General features: G+C 68.0%; 20 protein-coding genes and 3 pseudogenes. 8 read left to right on the top strand and 15 right to left on the bottom strand.

What is annotated here, in order from left to right; all coding sequences use genetic code 11:
- Window positions 1-284: 284 nt before the first annotated feature.
- Window positions 285-1076: an alpha/beta fold hydrolase gene (locus C3492_RS36490; protein WP_146075763.1), complete on the top strand. Its 792-nt coding sequence runs from the start codon at window positions 285-287 to the stop codon at window positions 1074-1076.
- Between the two features lie 156 nt (window positions 1077-1232).
- Here the strand turns inward: C3492_RS36490 and C3492_RS36485 are convergent.
- From C3492_RS36485 to C3492_RS36470, 4 genes and pseudogenes are all read right to left on the bottom strand, one after another.
- Window positions 1233-2063: pseudogene (locus tag C3492_RS36485) on the bottom strand (alpha/beta fold hydrolase); the annotation flags it as partial.
- Window positions 2064-2476: 413 nt separating this feature from the next.
- On the bottom strand, window positions 2477-3313 hold the full coding sequence (locus C3492_RS36480) for an enoyl-CoA hydratase/isomerase family protein (protein WP_103816917.1): 837 nt from the start codon (window positions 3311-3313) through the stop codon (window positions 2477-2479).
- 140 nt (window positions 3314-3453) lie between these two features.
- Window positions 3454-4347, bottom strand: a complete 894-nt coding sequence (locus tag C3492_RS36475) for an alpha/beta hydrolase (RefSeq protein WP_103816916.1) — start codon at window positions 4345-4347, stop codon at window positions 3454-3456.
- 97 nt (window positions 4348-4444) lie between these two features.
- On the bottom strand, window positions 4445-4912 hold the full coding sequence (locus tag C3492_RS36470) for a helix-turn-helix domain-containing protein (protein ID WP_103816915.1): 468 nt from the start codon (window positions 4910-4912) through the stop codon (window positions 4445-4447).
- Between the two features lie 195 nt (window positions 4913-5107).
- Here C3492_RS36470 and C3492_RS36465 point away from each other — a divergent pair, with 195 nt between their 5' ends.
- Both C3492_RS36465 and C3492_RS36460 read left to right on the top strand, forming a co-directional pair.
- Window positions 5108-5509 (top strand): tautomerase family protein, encoded by a 402-nt coding sequence (locus C3492_RS36465; protein WP_103816914.1) that lies wholly within the window; start codon window positions 5108-5110, stop codon window positions 5507-5509.
- 121 nt (window positions 5510-5630) lie between these two features.
- On the top strand, window positions 5631-6239 hold the full coding sequence (locus C3492_RS36460; RefSeq protein ID WP_103816913.1) for a DJ-1/PfpI family protein: 609 nt from the start codon (window positions 5631-5633) through the stop codon (window positions 6237-6239).
- 400 nt (window positions 6240-6639) lie between these two features.
- Here the strand turns inward: C3492_RS36460 and C3492_RS44940 are convergent, their stop codons facing one another.
- On the bottom strand, window positions 6640-7026 hold the full coding sequence (locus C3492_RS44940; protein ID WP_181140734.1) for a hypothetical protein: 387 nt from the start codon (window positions 7024-7026) through the stop codon (window positions 6640-6642).
- Window positions 7027-7169: 143 nt separating this feature from the next.
- Window positions 7170-7462: pseudogene (locus C3492_RS36450) on the bottom strand (transposase family protein); the annotation flags it as partial.
- A gap of 246 nt (window positions 7463-7708) precedes the next feature.
- Here C3492_RS36450 and C3492_RS44315 point away from each other — a divergent pair.
- Window positions 7709-8017 carry a hypothetical protein gene (locus C3492_RS44315; RefSeq protein ID WP_146075762.1) on the top strand — a complete coding sequence of 103 codons (309 nt, stop codon included), beginning with the start codon at window positions 7709-7711 and terminating at the stop codon, window positions 8015-8017.
- 518 nt (window positions 8018-8535) lie between these two features.
- Here C3492_RS44315 and C3492_RS36440 read toward each other — a convergent pair.
- Window positions 8536-10100, bottom strand: a pseudogene (locus C3492_RS36440) (RHS repeat-associated core domain-containing protein); the annotation flags it as partial.
- Between the two features lie 330 nt (window positions 10101-10430).
- Between C3492_RS36440 and C3492_RS36435 the strand changes: the two are divergent.
- The gene (locus C3492_RS36435) at window positions 10431-10670 is read left to right on the top strand and encodes a hypothetical protein (protein WP_058084289.1); all 240 of its coding nucleotides are present in this window, start codon (window positions 10431-10433) and stop codon (window positions 10668-10670) included.
- On the top strand, window positions 10670-11047 hold the full coding sequence (locus tag C3492_RS36430; protein ID WP_103816911.1) for a toxin Doc: 378 nt from the start codon (window positions 10670-10672) through the stop codon (window positions 11045-11047). Before C3492_RS36435 ends, C3492_RS36430 begins: the two co-directional genes overlap by 1 nt.
- Here the strand turns inward: C3492_RS36430 and C3492_RS36425 are convergent.
- Both C3492_RS36425 and C3492_RS36420 read right to left on the bottom strand, forming a co-directional pair.
- Complete coding sequence (locus tag C3492_RS36425; protein WP_258056103.1) at window positions 11008-11709, bottom strand: Fic family protein; 702 nt, start codon at window positions 11707-11709, stop codon at window positions 11008-11010. The genes C3492_RS36430 and C3492_RS36425 overlap by 40 nt on opposite strands.
- A gap of 98 nt (window positions 11710-11807) precedes the next feature.
- Window positions 11808-12377 (bottom strand): hypothetical protein, encoded by a 570-nt coding sequence (locus tag C3492_RS36420; RefSeq protein ID WP_258056102.1) that lies wholly within the window; start codon window positions 12375-12377, stop codon window positions 11808-11810.
- A gap of 218 nt (window positions 12378-12595) precedes the next feature.
- On the opposite strand from C3492_RS36420, the gene C3492_RS36415 reads away from it, so the two are divergent.
- Window positions 12596-13120: a hypothetical protein gene (locus C3492_RS36415; protein WP_103816910.1), complete on the top strand. Its 525-nt coding sequence runs from the start codon at window positions 12596-12598 to the stop codon at window positions 13118-13120.
- A gap of 86 nt (window positions 13121-13206) precedes the next feature.
- Here the strand turns inward: C3492_RS36415 and C3492_RS36410 are convergent, their stop codons facing one another.
- Both C3492_RS36410 and C3492_RS36405 read right to left on the bottom strand, forming a co-directional pair.
- The gene (locus C3492_RS36410; RefSeq protein WP_374938415.1) at window positions 13207-13533 is read right to left on the bottom strand and encodes a WhiB family transcriptional regulator; all 327 of its coding nucleotides are present in this window, start codon (window positions 13531-13533) and stop codon (window positions 13207-13209) included.
- A 160-nt stretch (window positions 13534-13693) separates the two neighbouring features.
- Window positions 13694-14089, bottom strand: a complete 396-nt coding sequence (locus tag C3492_RS36405) for a hypothetical protein (protein WP_258056101.1) — start codon at window positions 14087-14089, stop codon at window positions 13694-13696.
- A 114-nt stretch (window positions 14090-14203) separates the two neighbouring features.
- Between C3492_RS36405 and C3492_RS36400 the strand changes: the two genes are divergently transcribed.
- Window positions 14204-15328 (top strand): hypothetical protein, encoded by a 1125-nt coding sequence (locus tag C3492_RS36400; RefSeq protein ID WP_103816909.1) that lies wholly within the window; start codon window positions 14204-14206, stop codon window positions 15326-15328.
- A 126-nt stretch (window positions 15329-15454) separates the two neighbouring features.
- Here the strand turns inward: C3492_RS36400 and C3492_RS36395 are convergent, their stop codons facing one another.
- The 4 genes from C3492_RS36395 to C3492_RS36380 form a co-directional block, all read right to left on the bottom strand.
- Window positions 15455-15772 (bottom strand): hypothetical protein, encoded by a 318-nt coding sequence (locus C3492_RS36395; protein ID WP_103816908.1) that lies wholly within the window; start codon window positions 15770-15772, stop codon window positions 15455-15457.
- A gap of 345 nt (window positions 15773-16117) precedes the next feature.
- Complete coding sequence (locus tag C3492_RS36390; RefSeq protein WP_103816907.1) at window positions 16118-16462, bottom strand: hypothetical protein; 345 nt, start codon at window positions 16460-16462, stop codon at window positions 16118-16120.
- Between the two features lie 126 nt (window positions 16463-16588).
- On the bottom strand, window positions 16589-17674 hold the full coding sequence (locus tag C3492_RS36385; RefSeq protein WP_103816906.1) for an aldo/keto reductase: 1086 nt from the start codon (window positions 17672-17674) through the stop codon (window positions 16589-16591).
- Window positions 17675-17825: 151 nt separating this feature from the next.
- A complete protein-coding gene (locus C3492_RS36380; protein ID WP_103816905.1) occupies window positions 17826-18821 on the bottom strand; it encodes a hypothetical protein in 996 nt (331 codons plus the stop codon).
- Between the last annotated feature and the right edge of the window lie 122 nt (window positions 18822-18943).

The raw sequence follows: 18943 nt of genomic DNA, 5'->3' as shown, positions 1-18943 counted from the left end.
CACGGCTGAACACCTCGGCGGCGGTCAGGAGGAAATGAAACATGGTCGGCGGTCCCAGCCGCGCGGGAGGGGGCCCGGTACTCGTTCCCGCACTTCGCTACGCAGGATGGTCGCGAACTTCCGTTTCCCTCGGACCGGCCCAGACGAGGTGGGACATCGGCCCGGACAGTGCGTACATGCGCAGGCTTGCAGCCCAGCTTCCCGCAGTATCGCGCTTCGGTATCCGGCGACCTTCTGCAGTACGCGCACGTGCGGGCTCCCAAAAGCAACGCCGAGTCCTGGTGATGCTTCACGGGTGGCCGTCCACCTTCGCCTCGCTTCTCGGCCTGGTCGACCCTCTGGTGCATCCCGATCGCCACGGCGGCAACGCTCAGGACGCCGTGGACGTGGTCATCCCCTCCCTGCCCTGGACGGCCTTTTCCGAGAGCCCGGACACCCCGATCGGGCCCCGTGCGATGGCTGGCCGGATCGACAGGCTCGTGACCGAGGTCCTCGGCTACGACTTTTACCGTGTCCACGGCGGCGACTGGAGCGGCTACATCGCGGGCTGGCTCGGCTACGAGCATCGCCGGTGCGCTGCCGTCGACGTCACAGGGTCCCTTCGTGACAACGGCCTGCGCGCAGGGGTCGTGGACCCGGGGATCGGCGAGGTCTCGCCTGCGGACCGCGCGAGGAACGTCGCGACCCAGGAAAAGCTCCAGAGGTCCTTCGCGTACTTCCAGCAGCAGAGCTACCGGCCCACCACGATCGGCTACTTCAGCGACTCACCGGTCGGTGCGGCCCAGTGGATCATCGACACGTACTACCTGTGGAGCGACCGCCGCAACCGCCGCTTCGAGCAGATCTACACCATGGACCAGTTGCTCACCGAAGTCATGCTCTACGTCGCTACTGACTCCTTCTCCACCGGCCTGTGGGTGTACGAAGGCGCCTACGAAGAGAACGGCAGCACTCTTCCGCGAGGCGCCCGTGTCGAACGGCTCACCGCCTTCTCCGCTCTTCCTGATCCGTTGGTACCGCCCCCCACCCGCACGGAACCTCGGGGTGACCCTTTAGCGACCGTGCCTCGATTCTGATCGCGACCGGCGGCCGAGGAGGAGGACGGCAGAACCCGCGGCCACCAACACAGTGGCTATGCCGCCCAAGGTGATCCCCTGCGTGGTCGGCCGCCCGGAGCCGGTCATCGCGAGGGTCGAGCCGGAGGGTTCCGTGGTGGTCGTCGCCGGACTGGCGGTGGCCTGTGCCGCCCGTTCGATCAGGCGGGCCACCGCGCCCGGCTGGGAGACCGAAACGGCGTGGGATGCTCTGACCTCAACGGTGTGTGCGTGGGCGCGCTGGGCCATGAAGCGCTGTGCGGCCGGCGGGATGTTGCGGTCCTCCGTGGTGACCAGAGTCCAGGTGGGACGGGTCTTCCAGGCGGCCCTGGTGGCCTTCTCCTCCAGGGCCGAGGCGGCCACGGGACGCTGGGTGGCGGCCATCAGGTCAGTGACGGACCTGGGTACGTCGGCGGCGAACTGGTCATGGAACTTATCGGCCTTGATGTACTGGTCGGTGCCGGTGCCACCACCGGGAAGGGGGAAGGGCACGCTGTTGAGCGTGGGGCCGAGAGTGCTCCCGGGGAACTTGTTGGACAGCTCCAGAGAACTCTCCCCCTCCGCGGGGGCGAAGGCGGCGATGTAGACCAACGCCTTGACCTGGGCGTCACCGACGGCAGCCTCGCTGATCACGGAGCCGCCGTAGGAGTGACCGACAAGCACGACCGGCCCCTGCACGCTTTTCACCACGCTATGGATGTACTCGGCGTCACTGGCCAGCCCCCGCAGCGGGTTGGCGGGAGCGATGACTGGATACCCTGCCCGCTGTAGGCGCTTGACCACTCCGTTCCAGCTGGAACCGTCGGCGAAGGCGCCGTGCACCAGCACGATGGTGGGCCTCATGCCACCCGCGTCACCATCCGCTGAAGCTGGTACCGCCGAGACCGCGCAGAGGGAGGCGACGGCGAATCCAGCCGCCGCACCGTGGAGACGCCATGTGTGGCGTCGCGTGCCATGGACCGCACTCATTCTGTTCACACCTTCCGTTAGGCCCTATGGCGATCACCTTCACGCGTCCGTGTCACAGGGTCATCCCATCCGGTGCAATCGGGTGAACTCGGTACTGCAGTAGGTGTAACCGTTTCTGCGAAAGGTGTGGGGCGGCCGAGTCACACGCCGGAACAGCGGCACCAATCAACCCTTGACTGCGTGCTGGAGAGCGGCGCGCCCGTACGGGACCGACTGGTGGACCCAAAGGCGCGCCCGGGGCCGACGTGCCGGAGGAGTGCCGGCGCGCAGATCCTCGACGTCACCGACGTGTGCCGAGATCCGCGCTCGTCTGCGCGTCCCCGACAGCGGTCATGACGACACCGAGGTCGCCCGGACCGTCGTCGGCCAGCCGCGGGCGAGGGCGCGTCAGTACGGCCACACTGCCGGCTCTGTCAGCCGGGGAACTCCGCCACGGCCTTGCCGAGGTGGCGTTCGAGATCACCAGGCGTCTGCAGGCCCCGATTCGCGAGGTGGTCCAGGCGCTCACGGGTTTCGGGAAGGGCGACCAGGCCGAGGAACGTGGCCGAGTCGGAGCGGACGGCCGCCGGCTGCGGCAGCGTGAGGTCGTTGATGGCGCGCTTCGCGGCCTTGACTCCTGCGGGCGGGAATCCGGCGATGCGCTTGGCCAGTCGCTCGACGAAGGCGTCCAGTTCGGCGTCGGGCAGGGCGCGGTTGATCCAGCCGTAGCGCTCTGCGAGGTCGGCGTCGAAGTCGTCGGCGCCAGTGATGGCCTCGATGGCGCGTGTTCTGCCGAGTCGCCGGGTCAGGTGCTGGATTCCGCCGGCGCCGGGGAGGGCGCCGGTGCCGGACTCGAACTGTCCGAAGACCGCGTTCTCGCGCGCGGCGAAGATCATGTCGCAGGCCAGGGCCAGTTCGTTGCCGCCGCCGCGGGCCCTGCCGCGCACCTTGGCGATGGTGATCACCGGGACGCGCGCCAGCTTGTGCAGGAACATGCCGAGCGAGGCGTCACCAGGGCCGCCTGCCTTGGCGGCCTCCGCGGTGTACTGCGGGATCGCCGTGAGGTCCACATGAGCCGAGAAGAATTCGGGTGAGGTGCTGTCGAGGATGACGACCCGCACGTCACCGGGGTCGCTGTACAGCGCGTCGACGAGCGAGACCAGGTCACGGACGAGGTCGACACCGATGAGGTTGAGGGGGCCGGCGTCGAGGGTGGCGAACAGGACACCGTCCTCTTCCCGGGTCTGAATCGACGAGTAGGCGAAGCTCATGGTCTTTCCTTTGCGTGGGGGTGCAGAAGGGAGCTGGGAAGGGGCGGAGGCTCCACTGGATCCGTCGGCGCCGTGGTGCTGGTGGATGCCGTTACCACAGAGCGCCGGTGTGGGGACGCCGGGGAAGGGTGCGTCGCCTGTCAGGCGAGGTGCTCACGGAACCAGGCGCGGGCGGCGCCGCTCGCCTGGTCGAACCGGCTGGTGTACGGGTCGAAGTGGCCGCCCGGGATCAGTTGCAGTCGCTTGGGTTCGAGGGCACGTTCGTAGGCGGCGAGCGCCAGGTCGGTCACAGTGACCGCGTCACTCAGGGCGACCACCATGAGCAGCGGGGTGGGAGAGACCCGCGTGACCCAGATCCCAGGCTCGTACATGCGCGCAGCGCGGGTTGAACGGACCGTGACCTTGTTCTCCCAAGCGCCGTCGGGCGTGGGCTGCAGGTAGAAGTCGAGGGCCTCCTGCGACCGGTAGGAGGCGGGCACCGCCGGATCGCTGCTGACGACGGCCACGGTGTGCGGGGCCTCGCCCCGGAACCGGGCCCGCTCGTCCTGCGCGAAGGACTGCTCGAGGGCCGCCACGGCGTCCGGTGCCACGCGGCGCAGGCCTTGCTCGTACCCGCTGATGGTCGGTACCTGGGAGACCACGGCGCGCAGCCGGCGGTCCGTCGCACCCAAGACGATCGCGTGCCCGCCGGCGTAGCTGCTACCCCATAGGCCGATCCGGTCGGCATCGACCTCCAGCCGGCTCTCCAGGTACGAGATTGCCCGCCGCCAGTCGGCGATCTGCTGCCAGGGGTCGACGTCCTGCCGGGGCTCGCCATCGCTGGCCCCGAAGCTGCGATGGTCGTGCACCAGGACGACGAACCCGTCCTCGGCGAAGGCTCGCGCGAAGGGCTCCAGGCCGTGCTCTTTGACCCCCGCATAGCCATGGGCCATGGTGACCGCCGGGTGCGGGCCCGGCCCGTCCGGCAGGAACAGCCATCCTCGAAGCGTGACCGCGCCGTCGGCTTCGAACTCGACATCCTCGCGCTCGATCATGAAGACCTCTCAGGTGGGACAGGATTCGGTCCCGGTGGGACGATCAGCCTCCATCCCGCCGTGCGATGCGCGAAAGGCCGAGACCGGGTTGACCGCGTCAGGTGGACAGCCGGACGGCGCCGGGGCCCAGGACCGGTTCCACGTCGGGACCGGCCACCTCGTGGCCGCAAGAACAGCGCAGCTCGACGTGGACGTGGCCGCCGCAGCCGGAGTGGCGCAGCACCACCGGCGCGTCCGCAGGGTCGCCGAGGTGGGTGTCGCCGTACTGGAGCAGCGCGGCCAGGACCCATTGCAGGTCGTGGGCGCGCACAGTGAGGTGGTACTCATGGCGCGAGCGCTGCCCGGACTCCTGGTAGCTCCGGCGTTCCAGCAGGCCGGCGTCGACCAGTTGCCCAAGGCGCTCGGTGAGAGTTCTGCGGGAGATCCCGAGGTGCTTGGCGATCTCGTCGAAACGATGCAGTCCCGCGAAGACCTCGCGCAGGACGAGCAAGGTCCATCGCTCGCCGACCAGGCTCAGTGTCGCGGCGACGCTGCAGTTGCCCAGATCAAGTTCTCGCCACTCCATGACGACAGCGTACCTCTTGAGTTCTACTTTGGAACTCAGCCTTGACGACATCTGAGTTCCAGATGGAGACTGAGGCGTCGGCACGTGCAGGGAGCGCGAGCAGTCTCTCCGTCCGGCGCCCCAGCCCCACCGCGGCGGGAGCCGGTCAGTCCCCCGACCGCACGAGCCGGCACCGCACTCCGTCAGGAACAGGTCATGCCCGTCTTCAACGCACACATCCCCGCCGACCGCTTCTCCTCGGAACAGAAGCGCGTTCTCGCCGATGCGCTCAACCAGTCGCTGGTCCAGGCCCTGGGAATACCCGAGGGCGACCGGTTCATCATGATCAGTGAGCACGGCGAGAACGAACTCTTCCTGGACCCGACGTTCATGGGCATGCAGCGCAGCGGCGACGCCATGATCATCAGCCTTCAGCTCGGGGCCCACCGGCCTCCGGAGGACAAGCGGGCAGTGGCGGCGGCCATCAACCAACTCGTGGTCGAAGCACTCGGTGTCTCGCCCGATGACATCTTCATCGCGTTGATTCCGGTCCCGAACGAGAACTTCTCCTTCGGCCGGGGCGAACTGCAGCTCGCCGACGGCGCTCCACGCTGGTAACACAAGGCCGAGGCCGCATGGTGCGGGTGCCGCACCTCGGCCGGCCGCTGACCCAGTTCTCGCCCCAGGACGGCGCGCCAGGCAAGAGCGCAGATCGCATGCCGCGCCCGAAGGAGATGTCATGCAGGTAGCCGTGGTCACTTTTGACGGATTCAACGAACTCGACAGCTTCATTGCTTCCGCGCTGATCAACCGCTGTCGCGAGGACGGCCTGGAAGCCTTCATCACGACACCGACACCGGTGGTCACTTCGATGAACGGCGTCGAGGTGACCGGACAGCGCCCCATGGACTTCGTGACCGAAGCCCAGGTCGTACTGATCGGCAGCGGTGTGAAGACACGAGACGTGGTCGCCGACGACCGGCTGGTCTCCCGGATACTCCTCGACCCTTCGCGACAGCTGATCGGCGCGCAGTGCTCCGGCGCGCTCGTGCTCGCCCGGCTGGGGCTGCTGGAGAACATGCCCGCGTGCACGGACAGCAAGAGCCGGCCGTTCGTCGAGGCCCGCGGCGTCACCGTGCTGGACGCGCCGTTCCACGCCGAGGGGAACATCGCCACAGCGGGTGGCTGCCTGGCGTCCCAGTACCTCGCCACCTGGGTGATCACCCGGACACTCGGGGAAGAGGCCGCACGCGACGTCCTCGACTACGTGGCCCCGGTTGGCGAGAACCGGGAGACCGTCGACCGTGCCCTACGTGCCGTCCAGGCGGGAGCCGTCGCACTGCGCTGACTTCTCGTCATCGTGGAGCGGTGCTGGCCCCTGCCCCTGAATTCGAGGGAGAGCCCCGGCGGTACGCCCCGCGCTTGGTGGGCAGGACCATGCCGTTCGCTTCCCCGCAGTCGTAGACGTACTCCGCGGCCGGGAATCCGCCCGCTACGTCGGCGCGATAGTCGTGTCGGCACAGCAGTCGGTCGGGTCCGAATTAGAAGTGGCTGGCCATGTCGGGTGCGGACAGTCCTCGCCGGCACGGCCAGCAGAAACGTCCGACCAGTCCGTGCTCGGACGTCCCGTGGCTCGTCGGTCCCCGTCACCTCGCCGGGCAGGCGTTGCACTCCTGGGGTCAGCTGAAGTGCACATCGTTGGGGCCGACCGAGGCCATGAACCGCTCGATGATGCGAGAGCCGTTGAGTCAGTGCCCGCGGAGAGTACACCTGCGCACGGCTCGGCGTACGGCCCTGCGCAGCGACTTGCTCAGGCGCAGGACGGGGTGTGGCGGGGACCGCCAGACGGGCGGCCGCTCCGGTCGCAGCGGGACCCGCGGCATGAGGTAGCGAGACCGGTCGACCTCCATCTCGCACAGGACCGCCTCGCCCATCTCTCCCAGCCGGATGATCACAGGACGCGGCGGGTCTCCTGGGATTTCGGCGCGCAGCACGGCGGTGCCCGCCCTCGGTACCTTTCCCTGGCCGACGACCTTCCCGTCGACCAGCACCTCGACCGAGCCTGATGCGCGTGCCGGCTGGACCGTGACGGAGTGGCCATCCTGGTCGAGGTGGAAGCGGCTGCCCGCACCCATGCGTCCAGCGTAGGGCCGCACGAGGGGTACGGCGCGACCCTGACAGGGAAGGATGTCGGACTGACGCCCACTGACCGCGGAAACCTGCCCTGGTGCTGGGCCACGCGGCCATCTGGGCATCCCCAAAGCCGCGACTTGTTCTCCGCCTTCTTCTGCACGGTCGTCATGGTCTGTTCCAGCGAGGGGGCCCGAGCGGCCAGGAGTTCGACGGCTTCGCGTATGTACCGGTGGACCGTCGCGATCCGGACACGGAAGCCTGCTGCGAGACGGGCGTAGGTGTCGCACCAGCGCAGGTGTGCCAGGACGAGCAGGGCCTGCCGGCCACAGGTCAGGCGACGCCACCGGGAGCCGATTTGACGGCGGTGGCCTGCGAGGAGACCGGAGAGGTGGTGCAGGTGCGGTTGGACAGATCAATGCCGGACGAGTAGACAAGCACGCGCAAGCTCCTGACGGGTTGGTGATCTTGGTCGTGAACCCGTCTACCATGAGCCTTCTTCATGTCCGCTGTCGGGGTCGCCCGCCCAACCTCCCGTCAGATCGGAAGCGGCTTCATGTCTGGGCCGCGTAGTTGGTCAACGAACCGCCCCACCTGCTGTAGCTGTTTGTAAGGTCCCGCAGATTTGTCCATTGTGCGTGCCGCATCCCCATCTCATCCATCAGAGCCAAAAGAGGGAATATTTTCATGACGAAGTGGATAATAACGGCCGCCCTGTTTGATATCGCCTATCCCCCCACCTTGCGAATCGTGGCAAGATTTGAGGGTAACGAAGAAGAAGCGCGCTCAAGGTTTCGAGAAGTGCTGAACTCATACGACGGAGCGGCTAGGAAATTGACGCGCCGCGAAGTATTCAAATTCTCCGACAGTCAATACTTTGTGCGCATCGAGGACCGCCCGAATGAGTTCGAATATATGATGCAACTCGGAGAATTGATCGTCGACACCCAGGATCCCGAGCTTCCGGACTCGGTTGTGTGGCCGGACGGCGTTTAGAAAAGCAGGACTCGATGTTTTTGGTGGAGCCGTCGGCCATGAGGACATTCGTGCCGGCCAGGAAGCACTTGCAGTCAACAGCCTTCCCGAGCTCTGCTACGTCGTCCGCGTACTTGCCGTACTTGCCGAACTTCAGGACCTTGAAGACCTTGCCCCAGGGCAGGTCCAAGGCCATCGGGCCGCAGTTCCCCCAGCTGACGTCATCCTTGCACTGGGCCGCCTGGTCGGTGTCGAAGACGAAGAAGTTGAACAGGTCCTTCGCCTGCTGCTTGCGGCGGTTCTCGCCCAGCGGGGCGATGCCGTTGTAGATGCCGTACTTGCCGACCGTGACATAGGTCTTGGCCCTGAAGCGCCGGCGGTGTGCGTGTAGGTGAACACGTCGAGCCGTCGGAACGGGAGGTCGTCTTCTGCTGGACCATGTGCTGGGTCCAGTGACCCTTGTCGTCCTGGGTGAACCACTCCTTGGTGCCCGGCGGGCAACCGCCCATCTCGCAGACGCCCACCGGGCGCAGGCCGTCGGGGTCGGAGGTGGAGACGGGGCTGTTGCGGGCGTAGGTGTAGCCGTTGATCTGGAGCGGGTCGGTGATGTCGATGACCGGGTCGGCGGACAGGAATCGGCCGGAGTTCTGGTCGTACTCGCGGGCCCCGATGTGGGTGAGGCCGGTGGCCGTGTCGTCGATGCCGGTGCCGAGGTAGCCGCGCTTGTTGGGCCAGGCGGCCGGCTTGGTACCACGGACCTCGCCGCGTTCGGCGAGGAGGCCGAGGGCGGCGACCGCGCGGACGAGCGCAGCGAGATGGGGGTCCCCCCGGGCGAAGGTTGGGGAGGGCCATCCTGCTCGGGGCCGCCGAGGGCCTGCTTCCGGACGTATGCCGCCTTCAGCTCCGCCCAGCGCGTTGCCTGGGCCGGGGTGAGGGTCCCGCGCAGTTCGGCCAGTTTCAGCAGGCTGGCCTCGGCGCCGCCGGTCAGCGTCTGGGCCTCGGCGGCGAAGTGGTCGTCGATGACGGCCGAGACCTCGGTGCCGTTCATGACCGGCCGGATGCGCTGGGCGATCCTGTTCATGGTGCGGTAGGAGCCCTGGAGCCGGAACGGCGGCTCGGTACGGGTGGCGCCGGACTGCGCCGCGGAGGCGATGTAGGCGGCGTTCACCGCGAGGACCGTCTCGCGCACCCGCAGCAGGTGGCGCACCACCGCCAGGATCTGCTCCAGCTCGGAGGCCCCGTAGGGGTGGGCTAGCCGGTCCGCGCGGGCCGTGGGGTCCCCCTCTGCGAGGCGGACGAACAGCTCCAGGTCGGCACGGTCTCGCCCGGCGAGCTGGGCGAGCACCGGGCTGGAGGTGAGCGCGTTCTCCAGGAAGCTGTCCGCGAAGCCCGCCTCCTTGCCGGTGCGGACGTCGCCGAGGTTCCACACGTCGGCTCGGTTGGCGAGCATGTCGGGCACCTGAAAGCGGGCCCCGGACCCGGTGTAGGGGTTGCCGGCCATGCAGACGCGAAGCGTTTACCCCGCAGGCCGTAGGTGCGTGATTCGGCGTTCCACACGCCGTCGACGTGACGGGTGGCGTCGCACAGCGGGATGAACTTCTGGAGCAGTTCCGGGGACGTGTGCTGGATGTCGTCCAGGTAGAGGAGGGTGTTGTTGCCGACCGCGAGCGCGAAGTTGATCTTCTCGATCTCCTGGCGGGCGGTGGCGTTCGGGGTCTCGGCCGGGTCGAGCGAGGTGACGGAGTGGCCGAGGGCCGGGCCGCTGACCTTGACCAGCATCAGGCCGAGCCGGTCGGCGACGTACTCGATCAGCGTCGTCTTGCCGTAGCCGGGCGGCGAGACGAGCAGCAGCAGTCCGCCTGTGTCGGTGCGCTTGGTCTCGCCCGCGGTGCCGAGCTGCTTGGCAAGGCTGTCGCCGACCAGGGGCAGGTACACCTCGTCGACGAGGCGGCCCCGCACGATCGAGGCCAGGGGAGCGCGGGCGGTGGTCGTCCAGCCGCAGCCTGGCGCGCTCGGCCGCCACCAGGGCGGTGCGCCGGCGCTGGTGGGCGCGGAAGGCCGGGACGTCCTGGTCGGCGAAGCGCCGGGTACGGGCGAGGAACTGGGCCCGGGCCCCGGGCTCAGGCAGCGGAAAGTGGCGGCCGCACCGGTCCGGCGACGTCGCCTTGGTCCTGCTCGTCCACGCCTCCATCGTCTTCCGGGCCAGGGCGCGCGGAGGTGGCTGCACGAAACCCCTGCGTCGGCATGCCCGGTGCTGGCAGGGTGAGGTGACGCGACCAGAGCGGCGCAAGCGCGTCACCCCACCTCGGTGCCATCATCGCGCCTGCTGCGCCGCCGACGCCCTCCATCCATCCAGGAGCCGGTGATGGTGTGGCTGCTCTGAGCACGCTCACCGGCCTTGAGGAATGGGGTACCAACTAGGTACCATCGGGTTATGCCATCACTGAACGTGTCCTTCTCTGACGAGGAAATGGAAGGCGTCCGGGCCGCCGCCGCCGCCGAGGGCAAGAGCCTCAAGCAGTACCTGCACGACCTCGGTGTACGCGAGATGCACCGCAAGCGGTTCGTCGCTGGCGCCACCGCCTGGGCCGACAGGCTGCGCGGGGAGTTCGACGAGGCGTTCCCCGAGGAGATTCCGCCTTCTCAGCGCGGCGACGGGGCTGCGGCTGCCTGATGGTTGTCCACATCGACGTCTCCTGGCTCCTCGACGTCCAGGAGGCCGCCCTCGGGCACGAAGACGTGACCGTGAGCGACTACTCCGCGCTGGTAGCGGCCGTCGCCCGGCACAAGACCCGGATGCCGACGCTCGAGGCCTCCGACCCGGATGCCGCCTGGGGCGCGGCCGCGCTCCTGCACACGATCGTGCGCCTGGAGCCACTCCCCCACCGCAACAGCCTCTTCGCCGCCTTCGTGGCCGCTCAGTACATGGATCAGTCCGGCGAAGGCATCGACCCCCCATACGGCGCCCTGTCCGACCTCGTCAGAAAGGTCCGGGACACCCGGCTGAGCGTCTACGCCGTCGCCGAGGCCCTGCGGTCCTGGCGCATCTGATCCAGGCGCCTCAGGCGGCGCTGGGACGGACGCCGCTTCGCAGCGGTGATCAGGATTCCGAGCAGCATTGCCAGATTGGCCGCGCCTTCCGCGTCGTCGGCCCAGCGGGTGGTCTGCAGTGGGTGAACTTGGTCAAGGAGGACGCCCTCGCAGGCCAGGACGAAAGCCAACGCCAGCATGGCCGCGCGGGCGTTGCCGTCCTCGAACGGATGGAAGAAGAGGATGTCGAGATAGGCCAGGGCAGCACGTGAGGGGAGGGGCAGATACGGTTCAACGCTCCCGGACAGACAGTGCTCGAACAGCGCCTGCGCATCGGGGACAAGACCGTAGCGCTCCCGTCCGCCCTTCGCGAATCCCGGCATCGTGCGGAAACCGACCAGGTCGTGGCCCAGCACGGTCCGCTGCCACTTCGCCATGAGGGCGAAGGTCAGCGGCCTGCCCTGCTCAGCGTCGGCGAAGGCCAAGTCGAGGGCGGTCAGGAGCCGCACGGTTCCCTCGCTGTCACGTCTGCCTCGCGTTGCCATGAAAAAGTTCCGGAAGCCGTCGCGGGCTGGCGCTTCGAAGGCGAGGCGTGCGCCACACCAGGACGGCCAGGAGATCTCCGGCCGGATGAGCAGCCACTCGGCGAGGCTGTCCTTCGGTTGGCCGAGCCCGGCGGTCATCTGATTCCGCCCACGCCTCTGGCGAACCGCGAGCTCACTGCGTCGACCACCGGAACGTCAGGTGCGATCCAACTGCCGAACTGGCCGCCGACCGCAGTCTAGACGATCTCCTCGGCCTGGCCCTCGTTGATGCCGTTGCAGGCGAGGAACCATCGGAGGACTTGCATGCAGTGCCCGTACCAGCCACTCTCGGCCTGGGTGCGGTCAGCCACCACGGTGACCAAGCGCGTGCACGCCCGCTCCCAGTACCAGAGGTCCGCTGTAGACGCCGGGGATTTCCCCGACGGAGCCAGGGCCGCGAACCGTTCCGCCAGGTCCTCCAGCCAGCCACGCCACTCCCGAAGGGCCTCAACAACCAGCGGGGCAGTCGCATCCGGGGTTGTCACGGAGTCGGATGAACAGCACCACGCCTCGACGACACCTCCGTCGACGTCACCCTCGCCGACTGACCAGTTCCATCCGCAGGCCCATCGGCCGTACCGGCCCGCCAGGAACTCGGTGACAGGATCCAGCGAACGCCAGCGCTCCTCCCGAGCGACCTCAGGCCTGGGCAGCAAGGGCGCAACAAGGGCCGCCAACTCCGCCGCCATGTCGCCGTCCATCTCGAACGGATGTCGAGCGGGATCCACGTCCGCCCACGTCAGGGTATGTGCCCACAGTTCACTCACCGTCCCACTCTGCCTCGCGTAATCACCCTGGCTCCACTCCATATCGAGTGGCCGCCCCACGCGCGGGAAACGATCTACGGGCAGCCGGGAAGCGATCTTCTACCGCTTCTGTCCTGCCTGGTCACCGCGACTCGTGAACACCCCACCGGCACCGTCGTCGCGGTCGAGGCAGGGGCCATTCCCGTCCTGGACTGCTGCTGCCCTTCATCGACGAGGAGTTGCTGCCTCACGACGACAGCGACGCGGCGGCAGATGCCTGGGAGCTGATGGAGAGCATCAGGTCGCTGATCGGCCAGATGCATGGTCTGGTCGACCGCCGCCTCGGTCCGCTCGGCGAGAACCTCGGGCCCGCCAGCGGTTACACGCTGCGTTGCCTGTCCTGCGGCCACATCGCGGCACTCGTCACTCCCGGCAACGGTGGTGCGCGGCCCGTCGGATGCCTGCTGTGCGGCAAGGCGTACGACGACGTCGCGGAGGTGGTGAACGCCTACGGAATGGGGAGTTTCTACGAGGCGATCAGCGAAGGCGGGGAGCCGCCGGCCTACGAGTGCGCGGAGTGCTCCACGGGGCAGGCATGCGTGGTGCCGACCCAGACGGCCGACGAGCCAGACGGGCAGGTCCTGCTGTGCCTGCTGGGCGCGCATGCGCTCGAAGGCATCTGCGACTTCTGTCAGCGAGCGGCGGACTTCGCTCTGCCGGACATGTGCAGTGACTGTCTGGACATCCGGTACGCCAAGTTCTGACGGGTTCTCCGGTCACCGAGGCCGCGTGCCGGACTGACAGCCGTCACCCCAGGGACCGTCCGCCCGGAGGGGATGGCCCGGGTTCGTCATCCGGTTGCGTGCCAGGCCTGTCCTTCATCCGCTGCAACCGCTCGTTCGTGCTCCGAGCGGGCGGTTTCCAGCAGGCGCCGCCAGGACGCGACTAGGGGGCGCCGCCGCAGGAGTGCCCTGCGTTCGCGCTCGGTCATCCCGCCCCAGATTCCGTGCTCGATGCGGTGATCGAGAGCGTGGGCAAGGCACTCGGTGCGCACCGGGCAGCCGGTGCAGAGCGCCTTGGCGCTGTTCTGGGCCGCGCCTTGTACGAACAGCTCGTCCGGATCGGCCCTCCGGCACACCGCTCGCGCGCTCCAGGCCTCCTGGTCATCCCCGATCATCCGATGCCGTCCTCTCCCCGGTACGGCCCGCCGTCCTCCCTGGGCAGGCGCGGTCCGAGAACGGTACGGCAAGCGCATGCGGCATGGGACATCCTGGTGTTCCAGCAATTCCATCGGGTGAAGCAGCCTTGACAAATACCCGGGCGCCTTGGGGCGTAGCTCAGCCAGTGGCCGAGCAGCCGGGCATCGCAGGCAGCGAAGCCTCGCCGGTCACGGCGCTGATGCGCCGCCGGATTGCCGCGAACGTCGCGGCGCGGTCTTGCCTGACGGCGTAGTCGACCCGGTCGTAACGCAGTTGAAGGGTGGCGGTGCGGTCCGGGGCCTTGAGCAGGATCAGGCCGAGGCTCCCGCCGGGGGTCAGGTCGCGGTGCCAGTGCAGCTGTTGCGGCAGACCGTGCTGCGGGTCGGTCAGAGCCTGCACCAGCTCGGCCCTGCGCAGCCCGGTGTCGGAGTCGTGGTCCAGCTCCAGGATCCACCACTCCCCCAGCCTGTCGCTCAGCTTCTTCAGCCGGGTGTTGGCGCGGGCGTTCTGGCCGTCGACGCGCGGTTCGTCCATGCGGTAGAGGGACTCACCAAACGTGAATAACGGCACGTTACGGTGGGGCTGGGTCCGCCTGGTGCCCTCGAATGGCCAACTGGCCTTGTCAGACGGTGGCCTTACAGTGCGGTCATGAGTGAGGACGATAACCGCCCACAGCTAGAAGACAAGCAGCCCGACGAACCTGGCCGCGAAGCCGCAGCGGAGCCCGAAGCCACAGAGGAAGAGTCCGGCGCACCTGGCTTCCGCCTTGACCCGAGCGTCGTTGCCAAGGTCGACATGACCAGGCTGCTCAGCTTCCAAGCTGCGGCTCGTCAATATAGCGAGCAGATAGCCAGCCAGTTCGCATCCCTCGCTGCCGCCGGGGACCGTCTCAGAGCGATGCAGCAGGACTTCGTCAAGTCGGCAGCCCCGTCACTCGCGGCGCTGGTCCAGCGCAGGGACGGCTTGGCTGAGCAAATGCGGCAGGCAGCCCGCATCGCCTTGCCGTTGCCTCGGTATGACTTTGGCGCCGACCTAGGCCGGGTTCTCGACGCGAACAGGCAGCAGTGGGTATCGAACATCCGCCGCCTCGTCGAGTTCGTCACGCAGCTCATCCCGGACAATCTGCGGGGGCTGCAAGCCGAGAAACTCGTCGAGGTATTCAAGGTCAACGTAGAAGACGGCACTTCCCTGGCGTGGGCTCCTCGCACCAGCATCGTCGAGCAATTGATCGAGGTCCCTGACATGGAGGCCCGGGGCGTCATCCTTGTCACCCACGCCTCGGAGATCGCCGATGACATCGACGCATCGCTCGCTGTAGTCGCCCTCCCTGAGCACCAGGACCTGAAGTCCATGCTGCTGGAGGCAACCGCTGCCATCCGCGCCGGCCTCTACCGCCCCGCCCAGGCAGCGGCCTGCGCCGTCTTCGACACCGTCGTGAACGAGCACATGCTGAAGCACCTCGCATACACCGGTCGCAAGACCAAAGACAAGACTCGCAATCACTTCCGCCCCATCGAAGTTTCGGAGTGGGATGATGCCAGCTTTGCCGAGGTAGGACTCGTCCTCGTCGGTGCTGGCATCTCCACGGCCTTCCAGCACTGGGACCGTGGCATCGGTCAGGCGTCATTCAACCGGAATGGGAGCACACACCAGGTCGACGACGGCTCCTACTCGTCTGCACATGCTGTCAGGGCCGCGTTGATCGCGCATGCCACTCTCCGGTGGCTTGACGAGGCCCTCGCGGCCGAGCAGGACGAGGGGGAGGCAGCCTGAAGTATGTTGGTGGCCGGGAACCAATCCTCGGGGCGCACAGGTTTCGAGTTGGTTCCCGTCCTCACTCCCACACGCTTCTGCGGAGTGCCTTCGCAAGCCCTGTCGGTAGTGACGTGAGCCCTCCTGCTAGCGCGTCGCGCCCGAGCTGCGCAGTTCGCCCCATGTGCACAGGTGGTCGTTTGGAACCCAGTGATCAAGGTGATGGGGCGCCGGGTCTCCGCTGTTCCAGCAGTACCAGTAGCCCTCAATGTCGTCATCGGACAGCGATGGATTATCGATGACGAAGGGGACGGCTGTGGGCGAGTCCGCTGGCTGCACTCGCCCGCCGTCTGGCGAGACCAGCATGACCACTGCCGCGAACGCAGCAACCACCAGGACCTCCGCCGGGATGAGCAGCAGCCCCTTAAACGTGAACTCCTGGGAGAGCCACCTCACCGTTTTCACGGCAATCCCTTCTCATGCGGGAGGCCTTGAGCAGGCGCACCTGCAGCATGGCACGCGGGTCTAACAATCCCCCGGTTCTACGGGGCTCTTGCTGTCCCCCGGGCAGGTGGGCTTGCTGCAAGAGGGGTGCTAAGGAGACATATCGGGGTTTACGCTGTCGCCCCTCCTCGGGTCGCTCTACGAGGCTAGGTGTGCTCACGCCACGGGACCGACCCGGGCCGAAAATACCGTCGTGTCAACTGCGGGAGCCGCGATCCGGGCGCGGGCCTGGGCCCGGGTGGGGCCGTGGCCCGAGAGCTGCGGCACGTCGCCGGCGCCCGCGGCAGCGACGGGCGTGGCTCCGGCCTAGACCCCTGGAGGCGGCAGCTGCTGGGGGCTGAGGTCGTCGCGTACGCGCAGGTAGCGGACGGGATGCCGGTAGCGGCCCGAGTCCACCGCGGTGTCCCCGGCGAACTCGACCACGACGTCGGGCACGACCGGCCGGTGGTCGATCACCTCGCGGGTGCCCCACCCGGCCAAGAAGCGGCGGCCCTGCCAGGGGTGGTCCGCGCCGCCCGGATACAGCAGACCGCCGATCTCGCGCCGTGCCGTCGCCGACAGCGGTGCCGTCCGCGCGACGAACCGCAGCCGGCCCGACTCGTCGTAGCGGCCCAGCAGCAGCGTCGACGGGGCGGCCCCCCGGCCCGTCACCGAGGCGACGACCGCTTCCGCACTGGCCCGGGCCCACTGGTGAAGAGCTGTTATTCGAAAGGTGCGGTATTCCCCTAACAGCTCTTCATACGGCAGGCATGTTGGCGAGGGGCGGTTTTGCCTCAGCTATGCGTGACCGAGGGGTGCGTCGCTTCCGCCGTCGACGAGGTTCGCCTGGGCCTTGCTGCCGTGGAAGTCGCGGGAGCGTTGCGCGGTACCGAAGCCGCCGTAGGGGTAGCCGCCGTGCTGGGGTGTGCTGACCGTGTTGAGAGCCGCGGTGGTGTCGGCGTCGAGGTGCAGTTCGGCCGCGCCGAGGTTGTCGGTCAGATGGGTGAGGGTGCGGGCGCCGACGATAGGGGCGGCGACGGCAGGCTGGTCGGCTGCCCAGGCAAGAGCGACCTGGCCCGGCGTGGCGCCGATCTCGCGGGCGATGCGGACGACCGTGTCGATGGTGTGCCAGTTACGGTCCGAAGCGGCGTACTCAGCGGAGACCCACTGGTACAGCTCGTCGTTGGAGCCGGCGCGAGTGTCGGGATCGGGGGTGGTGCCGCGCTGGTACTTGCCGGTGAGGAAGCCGCCGGCGAGGGGGGACCAGGGCAGCAGGGAGACCTGGTTGTGCAGGGCGGCGGGGATGACCTCGTACTCGCTCTCCCGAGACAGCAGGCTGTACTGCTGCTGGAGAGACACAGGGGCGTCGGTGCCCATTTGCTGTGCCGTGGAGAGGGCGAGCTGGAGCTGCCAGCCGGTGAAGTTGGACAGGCCTACGTAGTTGATCTTCCCGGAGTGTACGGCGTCGTCGAGGAACGACAGTGTCTCCTCGATCGGTGTCAGGGGGTCCCAGGCGTGGATCTGGTACAGGTCGACGTGATCGCGTCCGAGGCGACGCAGGGAGGCGTCCAGTGAGCGGCGCAGCTGCCGACGGGTGGAGCCGAGGCTGTTGACGTCGGTGCCGGTGCCGTAGCGGCCCTTGGTGGCCAGCACGACGCGGTCGGTGACGTCGCTGGGGCGGCTGGCGAACCAGCGGCCGATGATTTCTTCGCTGCTTCCGCCGCCGTAGAAGTTGGAGGTGTCGACCAGGTTGCCGCCGGCGTCCACGAATGCGTCCAGCAGCGCGAACGCCTCGTCCTCGGGCGTCTGGACGCCGAAGTACATGGTTCCGAACGCGATGCGGGAGACGGCGGTTCCGGTGTTGCCGAGCTTGCGGTACTCCATGGTGCTCCTTGTCGTGGTGCGGCTCGCGCCGCGGAGAGGGATAGGTCCGTGGCGGGCTCGGGACGACCTGGACGGTTCGCGGTGCCGGTCGGAAAGTGGGTGGCTTGGGCTGGGGCGGAGGCACCGCCCCGCCGAAGCCTCTGCGGGCCGTTTAGTGGTGCCGGGGGTGCTCGGTGAGGGCGTGGAGGTTGATGGTTGCGCTCTGCAGCTTCGCGTCGTGGGGTGCCTTGAACCCGGCATCGGCGATGTACAGCTTGTCACCGCTTATGGCGGTGGTGGTGGGTGAGGCGAGGCCGTCGCCGGTGGTGAGGGCGACCTGGGTGGTCCCGTTCGGGCGCACGACGGTGACCCGGTCGGTCGGGTCGTTCTGCGCGGCGAAGACGATGTCGGAGTGGTTGTTGAGGAAGGCGAAGTCGTCGAAGTCGGGGATGTTGTCGGCGACGGTGTGGATGGGGCCGGGGGTTCCGTGGGCGGTGACCGGGATCCTGAGCAGCTTGCCCTGGCTGTAGTTGCTCAGCCAGACGGCGCCCTTGTGGAAGCGGACGCCGTTGACGCCGAGGGGTAGGGAGCCGTGGGGGTCGGCTGCGAGCGCCGGGCCGTTCAGCCAGATCTTCGCCGGTCCGCCGGAGGTGGGCACGGCCCACACTGTGCTGTTGTAGCTGTCGGCGGCGTCCAGGGTACGGCCGGCCGGGTCGATGGCAAGGCCGTTGGGCAGGCCATCGGGCAGGGCGGTCAGACGCTCGGGGCGGCCGTTCGGGGGCAGCTTCCAGACGCCGTTGCGGGCGGTGTCGTCGGAGTCCACGTTGTAGTAGACGGTGCCGTCGCTGCCACGGGTGTTGCCGGTGATCTGATCGCCCAGATGTCCGTTGATGAGGGTGGTGCGCTGCCCGGAGGGCGTGATCCGCACCAGCTTGGGCGGCTTGTTCGCGGGCACGCCCAGCAGGGACACCGTCAGGGAGCGGTCCGGGTTGACGTTGATGTTCTCCGGCGAGTCGCCGGAGGCGAAGTCGAACGCGACCGCGGTCTTCGCCTGGGTGACGACCGGCTGAGTAGCACCTCGTCCGGTGGCGGCGGAGGCGGACGGGGCCGTGACGAGAACAGCCGCCAGAGCGGGGACTGCCGCCAGGTGAGCGAAGCGAATGTGCATTGTTGTTGCCTTCTGTAGAAGCGGCTGGAAGACGAGAAGGCAATGCCCTGTGTCTTCGGGCCGTGCGGTGGCCCGGCCGACCATCTGGTGGCCTGGGAGCTGACTGCGGATGCGCGGTCAGG

It is taken from the genome of Streptomyces sp. Ru62 (assembly GCF_002920615.1).
GTDB lineage: Bacteria > Actinomycetota > Actinomycetes > Streptomycetales > Streptomycetaceae > Streptomyces.
This window is presented reverse-complemented; position numbering and strand designations above follow the sequence as displayed.

Bases quoted from the DNA above. Each gene is read 5' to 3' on its own strand.
- C3492_RS36430 (WP_103816911.1), top strand. From the start codon at position 10,670: ATGGTTGTCCACATCGACGTCTCCTGGCTCCTCGACGTCCAGGAGGCC.
- C3492_RS44315 (WP_146075762.1), top strand. From the start codon at position 7,709: ATGACGAAGTGGATAATAACGGCCGCCCTGTTTGATATCGCCTATCCC.
- C3492_RS36470 (WP_103816915.1), bottom strand. From the start codon at position 4,912: ATGGAGTGGCGAGAACTTGATCTGGGCAACTGCAGCGTCGCCGCGACA.
- C3492_RS36410 (WP_374938415.1), bottom strand. From the start codon at position 13,533: ATGATCGGGGATGACCAGGAGGCCTGGAGCGCGCGAGCGGTGTGCCGG.
- C3492_RS36425 (WP_258056103.1), bottom strand. From the start codon at position 11,709: ATGACCGCCGGGCTCGGCCAACCGAAGGACAGCCTCGCCGAGTGGCTG.
- C3492_RS36405 (WP_258056101.1), bottom strand. From the start codon at position 14,089: ATGGACGAACCGCGCGTCGACGGCCAGAACGCCCGCGCCAACACCCGG.
- C3492_RS44940 (WP_181140734.1), bottom strand. From the start codon at position 7,026: ATGGGTGCGGGCAGCCGCTTCCACCTCGACCAGGATGGCCACTCCGTC.
- C3492_RS36435 (WP_058084289.1), top strand. From the start codon at position 10,431: ATGCCATCACTGAACGTGTCCTTCTCTGACGAGGAAATGGAAGGCGTC.
- C3492_RS36385 (WP_103816906.1), bottom strand. From the start codon at position 17,674: ATGGAGTACCGCAAGCTCGGCAACACCGGAACCGCCGTCTCCCGCATC.
- C3492_RS36465 (WP_103816914.1), top strand. From the start codon at position 5,108: ATGCCCGTCTTCAACGCACACATCCCCGCCGACCGCTTCTCCTCGGAA.
- C3492_RS36380 (WP_103816905.1), bottom strand. From the start codon at position 18,821: ATGCACATTCGCTTCGCTCACCTGGCGGCAGTCCCCGCTCTGGCGGCT.
- C3492_RS36400 (WP_103816909.1), top strand. From the start codon at position 14,204: ATGAGTGAGGACGATAACCGCCCACAGCTAGAAGACAAGCAGCCCGAC.
- C3492_RS36490 (WP_146075763.1), top strand. From the start codon at position 285: ATGCTTCACGGGTGGCCGTCCACCTTCGCCTCGCTTCTCGGCCTGGTC.
- C3492_RS36480 (WP_103816917.1), bottom strand. From the start codon at position 3,313: ATGAGCTTCGCCTACTCGTCGATTCAGACCCGGGAAGAGGACGGTGTC.
- C3492_RS36460 (WP_103816913.1), top strand. From the start codon at position 5,631: ATGCAGGTAGCCGTGGTCACTTTTGACGGATTCAACGAACTCGACAGC.
- C3492_RS36475 (WP_103816916.1), bottom strand. From the start codon at position 4,347: ATGATCGAGCGCGAGGATGTCGAGTTCGAAGCCGACGGCGCGGTCACG.